This window comes from Falsiroseomonas oryzae (assembly GCF_027856955.1).
GTDB classification, from domain to species: Bacteria; Pseudomonadota; Alphaproteobacteria; order Acetobacterales; family Acetobacteraceae; genus Falsiroseomonas; species Falsiroseomonas oryzae.
On sequence record NZ_JAPSMD010000003.1, the window covers coordinates 12,641 to 30,079 of the forward strand.

The following is a 17,439-nucleotide window of genomic DNA, read 5'->3' on the forward strand; positions in this document are numbered from 1 at the left end:
CTGAGAACTGGTGCGTGTCAGCACCAAATCCGAAGATGCTTGGCGAAACAGCGTCCCATCTTCCGCGATGGAGTTAGTTCGGCGGGACTGCAAATGACGCTCGGCGCGAAGCTGCGGAGGAATGCGATGCTTGGGCGACCCAGCGCTCGCGCTACATGACCCTCGACGCCATCAGCACCGTCAGCGATAGTGCCACCGTCAGGCTCTTGGCCGTGCCCGCCTGACCCCGCGGTGCAACCCGCCGAGGATCATTGCCCTCCTACACCACGCGATATGACACGACCGGCTTCCGTGAGACACGGGCATCGGGCAGTTACGTCAGCGCTTGCTGATGACGGGAGCACCTCGCAGTATCCTGCCCCATTCGGAGCGCGACTCCGAGGCATGGCAAAGGCAGAGAAGGGGTAGGCAGGCGATGGACGCCGCCATCGCTGCAAAGATCGAGAGGCTGCGAAACGGAGGCGCTCCGCGGGTGCTCGACCTGTTCTCCGGATGTGGCGGCATGTCGGTCGGCTTCCAGCGAGCCGCGTTCCAAATAGTGGCCGGCATAGACCGGGATCCGGAAGCCATCGCCTCGCATGCGCTGAACTTCCATGCCGGAACGGGCGAGGACACCGTGGCTAGGCTGCGCAAGCCGCGCAACATCGAGACAACAGAGCCCGAGGGCCTCCTGGCGGACCTTGGGTGCGCCGGGCGGCCTGAGCAAGCGATTGACATCGTGGTGGGCGGTCCTCCCTGCCAAGCCTATGCGCGCGTGGGCCGTGCAAAGCTCGCTGCGGTTTCCGGTGCCAAGGACGCCTTCCTGACCGACGGGCGCGGCCAGCTGCATCGGCGTTATCTCCACTATGTCGAGCGGCTCCGGCCTCTGGCCCTGCTCATGGAGAATGTGCCCGATGCCCTCAACTACGGCGGCGAGAACGTCATTCAGAGGGTTGCGGACCGTCTCCACGCGCTGGGTTATGTCGCACGCTACGGCATCCTGAACGCGGCTGATTATGGCGTCCCTCAGATCAGGCTGCGCGTGTTCCTCATGGCCTACCGGGAGGAGCTCGGCATCATCCCGGCGTTTCCCGAGAGAACACACCAATCCGAGCTACCGATCGGCTACCGAGGCACGCTGGCAACTGCGCTACAGCAGGTCGACCTCTTCTCCACGCAAGACTACACGGTCCCGCCCGCCGCGCGCCGCGATGCGCCGGCCGCCATTTCAGCGAAAGAGGCCTTGCAGGATCTGCCGCTCCTCTCCGCACATCTTTCGGAGCAGGCCAAGCGGGGGCCGCGCCGCTTTACGACGGCGATGCCGTACGCCGCTCAAGCGGCATCACGCACCTATGCGGCAGACATGCGGGAGTGGCCCGGCTTCGAGGCGCCGGACGGGATTTCCGATCACGTGATCAGACATCTTCCGCGGGATTTTCCGATCTTTCGTGAGATGAACCCAGGCGACGAGTATCCCGAAGCTCTGGAGGCAGCCGAACGGCTGGTTCAGCGTGAGCTGAAGGCTCGACGACAGGCAGGGCGCCAAGCCGGCGTGATGACTGCCGAAAAGCTGCGAAAGAAGATGGTCCCGCCTTATCCTGTGGGCAGCTATCCGAACCGTTGGTGGAAACTCATTCCCGATCGCCCCAGTCGCACCCTGCTCGCGCACCTCGGAAAGGACTCCTACACGCACATCCACTACGCCAAAGATCAGGCACGCACGATCAGCGTGCGTGAGGCGGCTCGCCTGCAGAGCTTCCCGGACGGGTTCCGGTTCTATGGAGCGATGAACGCGGCCTTCCGGCAGATCGGCAATGCGGTGCCGCCGCTCCTGGCCTTCAAGCTTGCATGCACCATGGCTGACACCCTGAAAGGTGTCGCAGGCGCAACTCCGGAGCGCGAGACGGATCGCCAGATCGCCGAGGCCTGACGGGCTGGAGGTTGGTGCAATCGATCAGCGCTGCCCGGCCGCCTGCCTTCACAGCGAAGTTGCCTCGGACGTGGTGATCAAAGCCCACCGTGACAGGTCAAGGCAGCTTCCGCCCTGGAGCGCGCTCCCGCCGCAAGTCGTCGAGTGTCCGGGCCGCGCGCAGTCTGCGGCAGCCTCGTCTAGGAACAGCCCGGCTCATCATTTCACCAGCGCACACTGAACCCGCTCCACACGATCGCCGACCTTGAGGAACGCGTCACCCTTTCCGTTCAGGGTTTCGGCGCCAGGCTCATCCATCACCACACGGCTCTCCGCGACGCCTCGGCACTTGAGAGCAAGTTGTGCCGGAAGATTGGAGCGGACTGTGGTGCTGATGTTCTCGGCGCTTGGCTTCTGAGTGGCGATGATCACGTGGATGCCGCAAGCCCGCGCCTTCTGGGAGAGCCGCTTCACGGCTGCCTCAACCTGCCTGCGGGTTTCGCCTTCCGACACGAGATCCGCGTACTCGTCCAGTACGACGACTTGCCAGGGCAGCCGGTCCGAGGGGAACTTCGCATTGTACTCTGGCAGGTCGCGCACGCGTTCGGTGCGAAAGCGCTGGTAGCGAGATTGCATCTCCTCTACGGCCGCCTCCAGGCATTCGATTGCATCATCCTCGAAATACCCGATCTGCCCCAACAGGTGCGGGCTACCCTCGAAGGGCGCCAGCTCGGTCTGCTTTGGATCGACGAGCACGAGGCGCAGCTCGTCGGGCGAGTAGAACCGTGTCAAGCCGCGAAGCACCGTGTTCAGTGCCTCAGATTTTCCGCTGCCTGTCGCTCCACCGATCAGCAGGTGCGGGGAGTTCGGGGAAGAGAAATTGATAGCGACCACCTCACCCAGCTGATTCTCCCCAATCGGCACGGCCAGCTGGCCGCTGCTGGGCCGGGACCAAGCCGACCAGAGATCCTCGGCTCTTACGAAGTACCGGTCTGCATCAAGTTTGGGGACGTCGATGTTGACCGTCCCGCCACCAATGGCGAAGCGCAGCCTTTTGCCCTCTTCAAGCTTAAGGGCGAGGCGCAGCGCATCCTCGCAGCCAGCAACCCGCTTTGGGTCTACCCCCCTTGCAGGCAGGACGCGGTACTGAACGAAGGCTGGTCCCTCGATGAACGGCGAACGGCCGTCATCAGGCGTCTGAACCGAGATCTTGAATTCGGCCAGGGTGTCGAGGACGACTTGGTAGGCCGCCTGCATTCTCGCATCGCCCATCCCGCCGCGAAGTGCCGTCGCTGTCGGGCCTGAAGTTAGGCTGGGTGTCTTCACCGTTGTGACTGTGACGGCGGATCGCGGCTCAAGGTCGGTGTTGCCACCCGCAATGGAATCGGTGCCCTCTGACATCTCGGCTTCGTTCTGCCGCACGGGAGCTGCGCGGCCGCCAAGAGCGGGGTTCGCTTCCACAAGTTCGAGGAGGTGCTTGGCTGAAGAGCGGAAGACAGTGACGCCCTCAAGCATCTCCCTATCCAGTTTGCCCTGCCGTTCATAGAGGCAGATGGAGTACAGTGCCCGTTGCGATACGACTTCGAACGATCCCGCGCGGATGTCGATTGCGTCCTCGATGTCCAGTCGCGCCGCGACGGCATCACCACCGCTGCGAACATGATGCACCGCCGCCTTGTCGCTCACGCCGCGCAGAGCACTCAGTATCGACCTTCGCCAGAAATGCGCATCGGCCATGTTCTCGTCCGAGCCTTCGACGCGTGGAGCGAGGCCCCCGCGGATGAGCGCTGCCGCCCGAGACGCCTGAGCCACGCCATACGGATCAAACTGCTGACGAAGCTTGCCCTCGACTGCCACGATGCCGATCTGGAGACGGCCCATACGAGTCTGAGGATCGTCCTGCCGAGCGAGGTCGACGCGGCAAAGGTCCGCGCGGACACCATGGTCGCCGCCGAACCAGTCCGAATGCTCGTCCAGAGAAATCCAGATCGACGTCGCCCCCGGTGGCGCGGGCATCTCACGATCTGCGATCAGCTTGGCCACCATAAGGCCAAGGACCTCTTCCGTTATCCGCGATATGCCCATCGATCGGAGGATCAGGCCTGGTGCAACCTCTCGGATCTCGTCGTAGATGCGTGTGGCAAGCTTCGACACGTCCAACCCGGAGACGGAGCCGGACAGTCGTTCAAGCTTGCGGGCGAGACGCTGAATGACGAATTTTCGGCCGGCGTTGGAAGACACCACAAGGGTCGCGAGCCCGTTCTGACCCACGCCTTCGCGCACAGTCAGCACGTCCGGCCGCTGCGGCAGGCTCTCGATCTGGCTCCGGCCGACGTAGCGATCGAGGGTCACGACCCAATGGCTGCATTCGTGCAGGCTGCTGAAGAGCGCTGCCGCCTCTTCAAAACGAATGCGCAGCTTCACAAAGTCGGTCCACTCGGGCGACGAGGGAACGATCGCCTCCGACCGGAGGAGCCGAACGTTTATGGTCGACCAGTCGTCGAGAACAGGGTCGGGCATATCGGGCGTGAGCACGATCGAGACCGACCCGGGGTCAGCGTCCACATCGACATGAACCGGCGCGTCGTAAAGCGGATCGAAGCGTCCCCGCCCGGCCCGAGGTGCTTCGGCATGCTCGTTGACGTCGACCTTATCGCCAAAAAAGTTGGGAACAATGGCGACGTCGAACGAAAGCTGCCTCAGCAGCTGGCTGGCAGATACCTCGCCCTGCCAGTCCAGGAGCTCAAGCTGGAGCGGAGGGTTTAGGCGGCCAGCGCCCGCCATCCGGCTCTCCGTCTCGAGCACCTGAAAATGCTCGATCACTCCCGGCCACTTCGCGCGCGGCGCCACGACGTGGCAGCGGACCGGCAGATCTCTCCACTCGCCTTTTCGGATCAGCTGGACCACCCGACCAGGAACCGAGCCACCCGAAGGCAGAACAAACAGGAGGCTGATCCCGTCGGCCTTATGGGGGTGAGCGCGCAGGTACTCCAGCACCTGCTGTGAAATGTCCCCCAGTGAGGTCTCGTCGAGCTCGGATTTCCAGAGCGTCGTTATCTGCCCTTCCTGCTTGATTGCAGCATACGCCTCGGCAACCCCATGCTCGGAAACCGGCACGAGAAGCGTGCGTGCATCGGTGGCGAGCATCGGCGGCTGGCCGTGCGCCGAAAGCCGCTCAAGCTTGTCGAGATAGTAGGTCTCATTGATGCTGTTCAGTCGCAAGCGGCCACCAAGCGCGCTCATGGTGACATTCATGAGCTCTCGAAGATAAGCGGAGAACCAACGTAGACGCAGCGGGTGCGACATGAGCATCAGCGCCCGAAGGCGCGAGTTGCAGTGCACGACGTCCTGTCCTGCAAGCAGCCGGAGCCGAGGGTCCAGCACGCCATTCGGAATGTACTCTCCGCGAAGACGATGCAGCAGCTCTCCCCAGGATTCCGCATACGCAGCCAGTGTGGATACGGAAAGGCCGGAGCGAGCGACCTCGGTGAGGAAATCCCTGCGCAACCGCTGAAGCTCGTGGATGCCGGGATCGGATGCGTATGCAACGTTGGATCCAGCGGCCCCGAATGCGCGATCGAGCGGGGTCAGACGCTGCGCGGCCTGTGTGACAAGATCGGGCCACTCGGTCGAAGCTTCGAGGGGCCCGTCGCTACGAGGCGCGTCCACCGCCGCCATCATCAGCCAGCCGAATGCCAGCCATTCGATGTCATCAGGACGCCAACGCAGGGTGGCGTTCTCTTCCAGAACCGTCCCGTCTGCCCGCATGATCCGCAACTCGAGCGGGACGCCTGTCCAGGTCAGCGGTAGGTCGGTAGCACCTTCTTCCAGCTCGTCCGATGTCCCTTCCGCATGGCCCTCCCTCGCACGCGGTTCAGGCGGCGGGACGATGGAGGTCAGCTCAGGATCGGTCACGAACAGGATGCCGGGCGCCTGGAGCGCCGATCCTTCTGCCATCTCTGCCAGGCTCGGCCCGTAGAGGAAGGCGAACAGCCCAAGCGAGGCTCGATCGGCTTCTTCGAGTCGACCACAGCGCAGCTCGCACCGAGCGGCCTCCTCGTGGGGCACGCTCCGAATGATCTCCACAATCTGTGTGAAGATGTTGTCGAAGCTACGGTTGCGAGGATAGGCCAGCCTCTGGAGCAGCTTCTGTGTCGACATGGGGAGGCCGTCGACGAGCGGAGGCGTGTCTTCCGGCGGTACGGCTTCTATGAGGGCTCGCGCAGCCTCTCCTTCACGACGGTTGAGGCCATCCTGCACGCCCAGCGCCTCGAACTCAGTAATCCGCTCGGGAGCTGCGGCCAGGATCTCCTCATGTACGCGGTCGCCCAGCGTCACGCCCGTCACGGCCGACTTTGCAAAGATCTGGCGATAGACCGCAAATGGGACCGCCTCTCGGGCGGCGTCAGAGCGCTCGTGGACGTACGCAACACAAAGCCGACGCCATCGAGCAAGCTCCTCGCCCGTCAGGGGCTGCTGGCCGTTCTTGAAAATCGTGCGTTCGATCAGCTCGGTCAGCTCATCGGGGTCCTGATCCACACCGGCTGGGTTCATGAGATCCGCAAGGCGGAAATTGAGCGCCAGCCGTCTCCTGGGGTCGCTGTCCTCGCTCCATGCCTCATCAGGAAAGAGCTGAAGCATGGGCAGAGCCCGACCGATCCCGCGGTCCAGCGTCTGCTCGTCTATTGCGCTGCGCCTGAACGCCAGGATCTCCCGCGCAGCACGCTCGACGAATGCGGCAAAGGGTCTGACGGAGACGGCGATGCCGCTGTCCCGCAGCGCGGTCCTGACGATCTCCAGACGCTCCGGCAGCTGCTTTGGAGGCTCCACGCCCAGGCCACACACGGCCTCCCATCCCAGCTGCATCAGACGCCGCAGCGGCGAGAAGCCCTGCGTTTCCAGGGATCCGTCGAGATAGTTGCGGTCGAGCACCGTGAACATCGACTCGAGACCCTGCTCGTCCGACTCAACCTTGGTCTGCAGGTAGAGAAGCCCCGTCTCGTTGTGGTTTCGGTACCACGTGATCGACTTGTCCGGATCGGCGAAATAGCGAGCATCACAGGCGATCTCGCTGTCTCGCGCGATCACGACCCGAATGGCTGCAAGCCCGTCGGTGTGAGCGTGTCTTGTCCAGAGCTCCAGTAGATCGCCGACCTCGCCTGGCAGCAAATTCTTGAGCCGCAGAGCCGGACGACCGTCGGCGCTCTTCTCGCCAGGATTGAGGAGGAAGTGACGTGCCGTCTCGTAAGCCAGGCAAGCGATAAGGTTCGCAGTCATCGTACGTTCCGAAAGCCGACCATGCGTGTCGAGTCCGAGTAGGCCTTGAGAAAGCCTGCCGCGGAGAGCTGAGCGGCAAATGCGTCTTCATTATCCTCGAACATGCTCGCGTCCAGCCGGCTCAGCAGACCTTCGCGGGCTGCGGCCTCACGCCCAACAACGATACCGAAGCGTCTGTTCAGGACCTTGTCGATGAATGCTTCGAACGGTACTTCTTCCAGTGCCGGAATCTGGGAGAGCACCAGTGCTTCGAGCAGATCCAGGCCGATCGTAAAGTGCCGCTTGCCCGTGAACGCGTTGACGAGCTGCGTCCATGCACAGGTGCGCGTGAAGAAGCCAGTCAGGTCGCGTCGCGCCTTCGGCTTCAGGTCCGTACCGTCAGGAAGGCACGCTTCGGCGGCGTCGCCGATCAGTACCACGACGTCCTTCAGCGCTCGCGCGGACTCCCGGCGAAGCTGACTGGGACCTGATCCACAGTCGACGATTATCGGCGGACGCACCTGTCCGAGCCGGCGTGCTGCCCGGTCACGCTGCACGAGGGTCAGCCACATTCCCGTCCAGTTTACGACAGCCTTTACGCGCGCCGTCGACGAGATGTCGGTATGCGAGAGGATTCGCGCCATGCCGGCGCGGAACTGCTCATCCAGCTCGTCCCCCTGCGGCTGCGCGCCCTGTTCGATCTCATCGCCTGTGACGTTGATGTACTTGCTGTGGGAAGCCAGGACGGCAGCCAGACGTTCCAACGGCGTGTTGGCCTGCTTGGGCATCAGCTCCCGAAAGCCAGCTATCAGCTCAGCGCGGCGCTTTGGATCCGGATCGGTCCTCAGAACCTTGTATGCGAGCGCGCCACCACCACGCAGGTAGCGGCGCTCGACCTGCACGTCTCCGCGCCCCTGAGATCGGGCGTTGCGTGCGTCCCAGTGGATGAGCGATCGGCTGTAAGGGAAGAAGTGGGCCGCCTCCCAATTCGGGGTCTTTCGATCGGGCACGCGCAGCTGAAGGCAGCTGAGGAGATGCCGGAGGATCTCGTCGGCGTTCTCGCCGACGAAGAACTTCTCGCCGAGCCCGAGCTTTGCAAATCGCTCCGGATCCCAGACGAGGCGCCGTGCGAAATCCAGGCCCGTTCTCGTGAATGTCGGCGTGTCTGTGCTGGTCAGGATATCGTCAGCCGTGCCGTAGACGTAGTTGAACAGCTCCAACCCAGGATAGTGGCCGGCTGCATCGGAGACGAGAATGCCGCCGGTGAGGGCGAGCGAGATCTGCGGGGTCTTCACGTCAGCCACCCCCGACGACGATCACGCCGCCCTCCTCCAGGGCCACCGTATGCAAGGCTCCATGCACCATTATGCTGATGCTGTCGTGAGCATCCTGTCGGCTCCGCTCGGCAAGCAGCCCTAGGAAGTTGAGGATCCGCCGGATGTCCGGGGCGTAAAACGTCTCCGGCAGATAGCCAGCGGCGGCGCGCATCACGCAGTCGAAGGCCAGCAGATCGAGCGCGTGCTGACGCTGAACTCCGTCTCCCAGCTCCACGAGAAGGAGGATGCTGCGCTCGATCCAGTCCACCGCGTTGCGGAGCGCATGCGGCTCGCCAGCCACCAATCTCCAGCCATCAGACTGACGCAGGAGCCTGATCTGATTCGACGAGATCTTGCGCGATATGATTGCCGCCTGGCCCATCGAGCGCCCGAATGCGGGATCCACCAGATGCAGGGTGGCCTCCGACGACGGCAGCCTCAGGCCCTGAAGCGTATGTAGGCCAGCTATCAGCCTGTTCTTGATCTTCACTCGCCGGCTGACATCGTTCTCGTCTGAAAGCAGGAACTGAAAGTCGCCGTAATGGCTCACGCCGAGGCGCCGGGCCTCGAAATCCTCGCCATCCGAATGCTCAAAGAAGTCCCGACGGCGAAGTGCGCTCACGACGTCCCTGGTAAAGGCCGCCTCAGCACGCCGCTCATCGCTGTTTCGTCCTTCTCCGACTATGTCGTCGATGCCTCGGGTGGCGTCGATCGTTATCGTCCGGCTTCCGATCCGACGCGTGAACAGCAGCTCACAACCGGCATCCTTGAAGCCGTCAGGGTTGTTGATGAGGCGCTCGTCGACGCGACGCTCGGCCAGACGGCCTGGGTCCAGGGCTGCCAGTTCCTTCAGGACAGGAATCCTTGCCAGCTTGTCGCGACCGATGCTGCGCGGCGCAAAGAAAAGCGTGCTGTAGAACATGTACTCGTGCTGCCAGCCTTGCCGGTGCGCGTCGGCGCGTACGTCGCGGCACCGGAGCCCGCCAGTGAGCGCATAGGCAAGCGCCATGAGGATCTCGCGGATCGTGATGACCGTTCCCAGGCGCTCCATGAGCGCCATCAGCTCCTTCAGCCGCCGCCGCCGGACGGCACCTGTCTGCCCGCCCAACAGCGTGGCGTTCCGGTTGATCGGACAACCGGACTTTGCGTCGCAACTGTCACAGATGTTCCAGCGCCGCTGGTCGAGCCATCCCCACATCCTGCTCTCACCCGACAACACGCGCTCGGCGATCGAATCTGGCTCGGCCGCGACCGACTGGTAGTTCAGGTTCACGATGTGAAGGCGGCCATCATCTGAGGCTAGGCCTGACTGAAAAGAGTTCAGGAAGGCGGATCTCAGCCTGTGCAGCGAGGTGTCTTCCGCTGCAGCCAGGATGGATCTCAGGCGCCCCTCGTTCACACAGACTATCGTGGCGCAAGTGGTGTCGGCCAGAGCCGCGGTCAGGAGATCCCGTGCCGCATCGGGGGTTGGTTCGGAGAAGTCCTTGAAGATACGTAGAGCACGCGCTCCCTGGCGCAGTTCCAGCGGCTCGAGCCTGCGTCCATCGCACGCCTCGCGCACTGCGCGCCGTGCAGCTGCCTCATCGTAGCCGAGATGTTCGCGGAGGATCCGGTTGCAAAGGTGCGTCTTGCCGTGTCCGGCGTCCCCGGTGAGCACAATCAGCGTGGGCTCGTCACCGAGCACGGCGGCCAGATATCGCAGTGCTCGAGTCTCGATCTCCAGGGAGTCGCGAGCCGTCCGGTTCTCTTCGTAGATCTGGTCGAAGGACACGTCGAACGGCAGGTAACGGTGAAGCCGCTCAACATGGTCGTTGATTTCGAACGCCATTTGGTCCCCGGAGGCCAGCGCCTGAGGTCGGCTCCGGTGTGAAATCCGGATACCCGACAGCTGTCCTAACTTAAGCCCGCCAGGGATCGGCATTTCAACCCCTGAGTACTGTGACCGTTGCGGCGTCAGCTGGACACCTCCAGAAACCCTCTCGTCACGATAATGTCTGGCTGATTCACTGACGCGGATCAGCGCGGGGGATGGCGATGGTTCGGCAGCCTGGGTTCTTCGATGTGGAGGAGCGGCTGCGCGACCTGCCGGCCAAGAGCGATGACCTCGAACGCATCGCGGCGTTGGTGGATTTCGCGCTGTTCCGGCGGGAGTTGGAACGGGCTGTGCCGCGCGCCGACGGCACGAAGGGCGGCCGGCCTGCCTTCGATCATGTGCTGATGTTCAAGATCCCGCTGCTGCAGGCGATGCACGGGCTGTCGGATGAACGCTGCGAGTACCTGATCAAGGATCGGCTCTCCTTCATGCGCTTCCTCGGCCTCGGGCTGGCCGATTCGGTGCCGGACGCCAACACCATCTGGGCGTTCCGCGAGGCGCTGAAGAGGGCAGGCGCGGTCGAGCGGCTGTTCGCGCAGTTCGACGCCACGCTGCGCGGCGCCGGCTACCTAGCGATGGGCGCGCAGATCCCAGAGGGCTGGGCGGAGAAGCCCACGAAGCTGCGCCAGAAGGACCGCGACGCGCGCTGGACGGTGAAGTTCTCCAAGGCCAAGCCGCGCGAGGATGGCGCGCCGCAGGTCGATCTCGCCGTACCGGCCTTTGGCTACAAGAACCATGTCGCGATCGATCGCAGGCATGGCCTGATCCGCGGCTGGACCGCGAGCCACGCCGCGGCCCATGACGGGGCACGGTTGGCGGAGGTGGTCGATGCCGGCAACACCGCTGGCGATGTCTGGGGCGATACTGGCTATCGCTCGGCGAAGAACGAGGCCTGGCTGGCCGAGCGTGGCTCGGTCTCGCGCATCCATCGCAAGAAGCCGCCGGGGCGGCCGATGTCGGCGCGGACACGGCAGGCCAATGCGCGCAAATCCGCCGTGCGCTCCGCGGTCGAACACGTCTTTGCCCGGCAGAAGGGGCCGATGGGCTTGGTGGTGCGCACCATCGGCATCGCCCGAGCGAGGGTGAAGATCGGCCTCGCCAACCTAGCCTACAACATCAAGCGCCTTGTCTGGCTCAGCGGCAGGCCCGCGCCGGTGTAGCAACCGCCCCAATCTGCCGCTGACCAGACCAGCGGTCCCCGGCGAGGTGCCGCCGCCTCGTCTCCAATCGCCAATCACACGGCCACCAGCCCTGCGCTGACCTCATCGGCCGCCATCAACGGGTTTCTGGAGGTGTCCAGGTGACAGCATTCACCATCGTCAGTGATGATTTCGGATGCAATAGTAGGCACCATTATGAAACAATGCCTACAGTGCAAACGCTGGACCGCTCCGAGGGTAGATCCTTGCCGCCAGCGTACCATCGGTATCTCAACACGGCAGGCAAGACGCTCGCGCGATGACAGACAGTGACCCGATTTGGCTGGCCTATCTCCGGGCATCCTGGGGCCCCTCGCCGGAGCGACAAAGAGAACTGCAGGACCTCGAGGACAGGGTTCGCGCGGAGGGACGCTCGGGCGGAGTCGATGCGTTCCGGGCCGCACGCGCTGCAGGGGAGAAAGCCTACCAGGCCAAGCTGGAACTCGAGCAGGTGTTTGACACTCGGGGGGAGCATGCTGCCCGACAATGGCTTGTCGAGGCGAAGAGATCCTGGCTGAGCGACAGCAGGATTGTCAGAAGTCTGGAACTGAAGCTCAACGAGCGGATCACGCGCGGGCACACTCTTCGTAACCGCCACGGGCAGCCGACGAGGGTACGGACGACCCTGTTGGATGGCCGGCACCCGAACTGTCTGCGTGCGCTGCAACCAGCCGACTCCTGGGCGATCTACGTCGACGAAACCGGAGCCGTATTCGATGGCACGGTTGAACTGCCCGCCGACTCGAAGCGAGTGGGCCGTATGGTGGCCCTAGCTGTCCCCGATGGCGTCGATTTGCCCGATTGCAGCGGGTTTCATGCCAGCGAGCGAACCTTTGCCGAGGTCGACGAGGTGCTGCAACGCGTTCTCGATGCGCCGGTCGGCATCTTCGGCTTCAGCGTTCGAGACGATACTGCGCGACATCGGTACTGGATCGGCCATGTCCTCCATCTCGTGCGCTGGACGCTGCTTCAACTGCCGTTGCCGACCGATGGCCGCAAAAGCCGGGTTCGCATCCTGATAGAAAAGCGTGACGCCTATGAGCCGTCGACAGATCTGAAAACCATGGCCCAGGCCATCGAGAGCGAGGTTGCGGCGATTGATCCGCGGCGATTCGACGGACTGGCGCTGGACATGGGGTTCATGGACAAAAGCCATTCGATGACCGGCTATGTCGATACCGTGGCCTTTACCTGGGGCAGTTCGGACAGATGGAACAAGGAGCGTTTGCGAAAATCGCAATTGCTCGGCCATTGCTTCATCGAGGCTACCGAACGCAGCCTTCACCACCTGTTTCTGGCACTGACGCAGGGCGGGCCGCTGGCACCGGCTGATTGGTATGAGCTTTGTGCGGCGGCAGATAATCAGGAGGACAGCTTCCTGCGCCGCGAGCTCGAGCGCCTCGGCAAGGCAATGGTGCGCTTTCCGAGGCATTGGGAGCTTTACCTTGCAGAGGTGCAGACGCGTCTGATGAGCAAGCAATATTCCCTTGCCGAGCTGGGCCATGCCATCGCCTGGCTGCAGCAGTATGCGGACCCGTCGCAGATCATTCCGGGTACGCTCCGGCTACAGCTTGAAAGCAGCAACCTTGCGCTGGCCAACCACCGCGGGCAGATCCAGGCTGATCTGGTTTTCCGCTGCCTCGACTGGGTTGGAAAGCTGGAGGACGAGGCTCCGCAATTGGCGGCCGAGGCGCTTTTGCGCATGGCAAGCACCATGACAAATAATTTCGAGTTCAGCGCGCTACAAGACGCTGTCGAGGATTGGCTGTCGAAACCCATCGCGGTGGCGGGGCTGCTGAACTACGGCAAACTGCAATCGACGCAGGGCCAGATGCGTGCCTTTTCGGGAGATCCGTCCGCAGCCGTTTCCTGTTTCCACGCAGCCACGGCGACTTTTGCCCGTCTAAGCGATCCACAGCAGGTCACCCGCGAGACGCGCCAGACCAAAATCTACGAGATCATCGCACGGATGGACGCCATGCCTTTCAGCGCCGCCGGCGGCGAGCAGTCCGCCGAGGTCGAAACGGTGCTGGACGCCATTCGTCAATTGCTCGGCAACCGCGAGCCGGAGGCCATCAGCCGGTCGCTGTCCACGTCCGATCAGGCCGGGCGTTTCGAACATCATCTGTGGCTTCGCGCGATGGCCCGCTTCCCCCGCCAAATGGCCAGTGCCCGCGCGGCCTATCTCGACAATCGCGACCACTGGAAGACCGGGAGCGATCACCCATGGCCGCTGATCCTTGCCTATCGGGCCTGGCTGCTGAACGACTCTGGCGAGACGGCAGAAGCGCGCTCCTGGCTGGAAGAGGCGGTTGCGGTCTGTCGCGACGATGAACACGGTCCGACGCTCGAGTGGATGGCACGAGTTCTTGATATCCTGGCACAGGCGATCTGCTTGCCGCCTGGCGGTTCCGAGTGGGCGGCAGAGGCTGGATTGCGCAACCGCCTGCCGCATGCGCCCTGGTCGGCGCTAGCCGACTTTGCCGGCGAGGCCGCGCAGGGCGGAATGCCGCGTGACCGGATCTGGTCGCATCTCGCGAGATGCCTTCCCTTCAACTTCCACTGAGCAGCGCGCCGTACCGCCTGACAGCAGCAGTTAGACAGATGTCTCTTCTCAAAACGTCCCTCGCGCCTCGACTAGCCAAACATGTTCTTCTGCATCCCCGTGGAGGGGTGGAGACGCTGCTGCAGCTGTTGGGGAACAGCGAAACGGAATGGCTGGAACTGAAGGCCTCGAGCTATCCCGAGGGTGGCCGTTTCGAGCAGGGGACGAATGCGGACGATTACCGCTGGAACGTGGCGAAGGCGGTCATTGCACTGGCCAACTCGATTGGGGGGGTGGTGCTGCTGGGGGTCGCCGACGATGGCGGCGTGGTCGGCATCGAGGCCAGCGATCCCAAGTGCCGGCGGCGGTCGAAGGGGGCTGAGGCGTTTCGCCGCGAGGTGATCATGCAGCAGGTGCTGCTGCGGACCAACGGCTGGAAGACCGGCAAGCAGGGAGAATTCCGCTTGGTGAATGCCGCCTTGCTGGAGCGGCTGGTGGCGTTGGAGGAGATCCCTCACGGCGAGCAGAGCGTGCTGGCGATCTTCGTGGATCCGGCGCCTAAGGGCTATGGCTTTGTCGAGGTCGAGGCGCGGCAGGATGCCGCGGCGGCCCGCCGGGTGGTATATCTGCGCAAGCGCGGCGCGGTCGGGCAGGTCGTGGCGCTGACCGCGGATCAGGTGGATGCCATAGCGGCGCATGAGACGCAGCGCCAGCAGCTTGCCGCCGAGATACCGCTGCTCTGGAAACGCTTCGAGGAGAGTGGCCGGCTTGCCCGTTCGGCCGAGGAACTCCTGCCGGATGTTCGCCGCTATGTCGCGGCCCTTGAGGCGCGGCTGGCGCCGGCCGCGGCGAGCTTCACCCCGCTTGTGGCAGTGCAGCGCCGCGGCACAGGGCCGAACGCCGACGGCAAGGCGTGGGCGCGCGATGATGGCGATAATTGGGCCCGGAGCGACGCCTCGCGCGCCAGCGAGAGCCGCGAGCTGCTGCGGACAGAACCGGAGCCGCGCAAAGGGCCGGCGACCGAACTGCTCGGACAACGCCGCCGGGCGCTGCTGATCGGCGAGGGTGGATCGGGCAAGAGTCGATGCGTTGCAGCGCTCGCTCACGATGCGGCGCGCGACTGGCAGCCCGGCCGGCCCTGGCCGCTGCTGGTCTCGCTCTCGGCCTATACGGCAGAGGGGCTTCGGGGGTTGCTGGCGATCGAAAGCCGCATCGACTGGCAGGATCTGGCGCCACGGATCGAAGCGGGCGAGCTGACCCTCTGTCTCGATGGACTGAATGAATGTCCGGACCCGCTCTATGACCAATGCTTGGCCGAGATCGAGGGGATCTTGCGCGAATATCCCGCCGCGGGTGTGCTGCTGACCAGCCGGACTGCCCAGCTGCCGGCGGGACTGCGGCTCGAGACATTCGAGCTCAAGCCGATGGACCGGGCGGGGCAGAGCACGTTTCTGGCGAGCTATCTCGGGCAGCCGCAGCAGGTCGAGCCGATCCTTGCGCAACTGCACCTTCATGCCGGTGGCCGCGCGATCGCCGGCAGCCCGATGCTGCTGCGCATCGCCGCCGAGGTTGCCCGCGAGAGCCACGAGATCCCGACCGAGCGCTCGGCTCTCTATCGCCGCTTTTTCGATGCCTGGTTCCGACGCGAGGTCGAGACGGCGCAGCGCAGCGGCCAAGCGCTGCCCTGGGATCGCGAACTGACCATCGGCGCGCTGGCGGAGCTGGCCTTTCAGGCGCGGCGGAAGGGCAGCGGCCGAATGCCCTTGGCCAGGGCCCACGCCCTGCTGATCTTTCGCCTTGGCGCGGATACCGAGCGCTTCATTGACTGGGCGTCGCAGGGCACCGTGCTGGTGCGTACCGCCGGCCAAGAGGATCTGGTCTTCGAGCACGAGACGATCCAGGAGTATCTTTGCGCCGAATACCTCGTGGCGCGGCATGAGGACATGCATGGCGATATTCTGGCTCTGCGCGCCGATGCCAAGCCTGGCATCTGGGCCATGCCGCTGGCCTTCGCCTTTGAGATGCTCGCACAGCCGTCGCCGGCACTGATGGATGCGGCCTGGAGGGTTGAGCCGCTGATCGTGGCCGCCGGAACCCGAGACGCGGCGCCCCATCGCGCCGAAGAGGTGGCCGATGACCTTTGGATCCGGGCGGTGCTGAAGGTTCTGCTCGGGCAGGATGCCACCGCACAGGCCCGCGCAATCTCGATCATTGCCCGTCTGCCGCCGAAGTATCCGATCTCGCGCGATCTGTTGGCCAGCCTGCACGGAAGCGGCTTCTGGTACTCGGCACTGACCCATTCCGCCGGTGCGGCTAGGCTCGAGCGGCTGCGCGGTCTGGTCTGCGGCCCCGATTTCCCTTGGATCGAACTGTTGCCCGATGCGCTGGTCGGCTGTGAGGCTTGGGGCGAAGGGCTCTCGCCGGCGCTGCGCGCCATCGCAGGCGTGAGCCCGACGCCGACCCTGACCGAAGTGCTGTCCTCGGCCTCTGTCTCCGAGCTCTGCGCCCTCCGGAGGCGCGAGATGATCTCGCCAGAGACCTTCGTCTCCTCATGGAAGGCCGCGCTCGATCGCTCACGGGCGGAGCGGCTGGATCTCGACCTGCTGGATATTCTGCGCACCGAGAAGAAGCAGTTGACCGAGATCCTGCGCGGCATGCTACCGCGCTACAGGGCCGAGCTGCGTCGGATTGCTGTAGAGCCCGAGCTGTCACCGCGGGTGCTCAGCATCCTGCTGCGCGCGGGTGCGGTGCGCGCCGGCGAGCTTCGCGAGCGACCTGGCTTTCTGGCGAATGTCTGTGCGCGCATGTCAATGATGAACGCGATCCGGCTGACCCGGGCAGGGCTGCTGCGGCGGGCGGATATCGACGCAACGACGCGGGCGCGCCTTGTCTATGACAGTCTTATCCATGACAGCGACACCAAATCCGACAAGCTCCGGCAGGCGATCGAACTAGGCCTGCTGGATTCAGAGGATCTGCCACCGAAGTTGCGCGAGCGGATCAAGGTTGCCGCCCCGTCGCCGCGTCATGCCCCGGCCGCAAGACCGGGGGGGGGCAGGTTTACGACCGCGATTCTGGGCGACGCCAATTCCCGGATTAAGGTCAACGCCGAACTTGCCAAAACGCGCTGGAAGGTCGTGCTGAAGCGGATCACGGCCGAGCGGGGTTTTGGTTTTGCCCGGCACCCGGATTTCGAGCAGGAAATCTTCTGTCTGCTCTCGAAGATTGCCGTAACCGACGGCAACGGGCTGCGCGAGGGTCAGGCACTCGACGTGAGGATTACCGCGAGATTTGACGCTAAACGGCAGAGTTGGGGTTTTGCGGTTGAGTCTGGGCGCTGCATCGATTAGCGCTGCACCAGC

At 64.1% G+C, this 17,439-nt stretch carries 7 protein-coding genes; 4 read left to right on the plus strand and 3 right to left on the minus strand.

The genetic code is table 11. The features are described 5' to 3' along the window. Positions 1-415 precede the first annotated feature (415 nt). Complete coding sequence (locus OZN99_RS00925) at positions 416-1,909, plus strand: DNA cytosine methyltransferase (RefSeq protein WP_270933280.1); 1,494 nt, start codon at positions 416-418, stop codon at positions 1,907-1,909. Positions 1,910-2,107: 198 nt separating this feature from the next. On the opposite strand, the gene OZN99_RS00930 is transcribed toward OZN99_RS00925, so the two are convergent. Genes OZN99_RS00930 through OZN99_RS00940 form a run of 3 tightly spaced genes read right to left on the minus strand, consistent with a single transcriptional unit; the run spans position 2,108 to position 10,288 of the window. Further along, on the minus strand, positions 2,108-7,165 hold the full coding sequence (locus OZN99_RS00930) for a DNA translocase FtsK (RefSeq protein ID WP_270933281.1): 5,058 nt from the start codon (positions 7,163-7,165) through the stop codon (positions 2,108-2,110). Further along, positions 7,162-8,448 carry a hypothetical protein gene (locus tag OZN99_RS00935; protein ID WP_270933282.1) on the minus strand — a complete coding sequence of 429 codons (1,287 nt, stop codon included), beginning with the start codon at positions 8,446-8,448 and terminating at the stop codon, positions 7,162-7,164. The genes OZN99_RS00930 and OZN99_RS00935 overlap by 4 nt, the downstream gene beginning before the upstream one ends. Then, the gene (locus OZN99_RS00940; RefSeq protein WP_270933283.1) at positions 8,441-10,288 is read right to left on the minus strand and encodes a hypothetical protein; all 1,848 of its coding nucleotides are present in this window, start codon (positions 10,286-10,288) and stop codon (positions 8,441-8,443) included. The genes OZN99_RS00935 and OZN99_RS00940 overlap by 8 nt, the downstream gene beginning before the upstream one ends. A 206-nt stretch (positions 10,289-10,494) precedes the next feature. Between OZN99_RS00940 and OZN99_RS00945 the strand changes: the two genes are divergently transcribed. From OZN99_RS00945 to OZN99_RS00955, 3 genes are all read left to right on the plus strand, one after another. Next, positions 10,495-11,493 (plus strand): IS5 family transposase, encoded by a 999-nt coding sequence (locus OZN99_RS00945; RefSeq protein WP_270933315.1) that lies wholly within the window; start codon positions 10,495-10,497, stop codon positions 11,491-11,493. A 298-nt stretch (positions 11,494-11,791) separates the two neighbouring features. Continuing rightward, complete coding sequence (locus OZN99_RS00950; protein ID WP_270933284.1) at positions 11,792-14,098, plus strand: hypothetical protein; 2,307 nt, start codon at positions 11,792-11,794, stop codon at positions 14,096-14,098. A gap of 107 nt (positions 14,099-14,205) precedes the next feature. Next, entirely contained in the window at positions 14,206-17,427 is a 3,222-nt protein-coding gene (locus OZN99_RS00955) for an RNA-binding domain-containing protein (protein ID WP_270933285.1), read from the plus strand. Positions 17,428-17,439: the final 12 nt, after the last annotated feature.

Bases quoted from the DNA above. Each gene is read 5' to 3' on its own strand.
- OZN99_RS00950 (WP_270933284.1), top strand. From the start codon at position 11,792: ATGACAGACAGTGACCCGATTTGGCTGGCCTATCTCCGGGCATCCTGG.
- OZN99_RS00930 (WP_270933281.1), bottom strand. From the start codon at position 7,165: ATGACTGCGAACCTTATCGCTTGCCTGGCTTACGAGACGGCACGTCAC.
- OZN99_RS00945 (WP_270933315.1), top strand. From the start codon at position 10,495: ATGGTTCGGCAGCCTGGGTTCTTCGATGTGGAGGAGCGGCTGCGCGAC.
- OZN99_RS00925 (WP_270933280.1), top strand. From the start codon at position 416: ATGGACGCCGCCATCGCTGCAAAGATCGAGAGGCTGCGAAACGGAGGC.
- OZN99_RS00940 (WP_270933283.1), bottom strand. From the start codon at position 10,288: ATGGCGTTCGAAATCAACGACCATGTTGAGCGGCTTCACCGTTACCTG.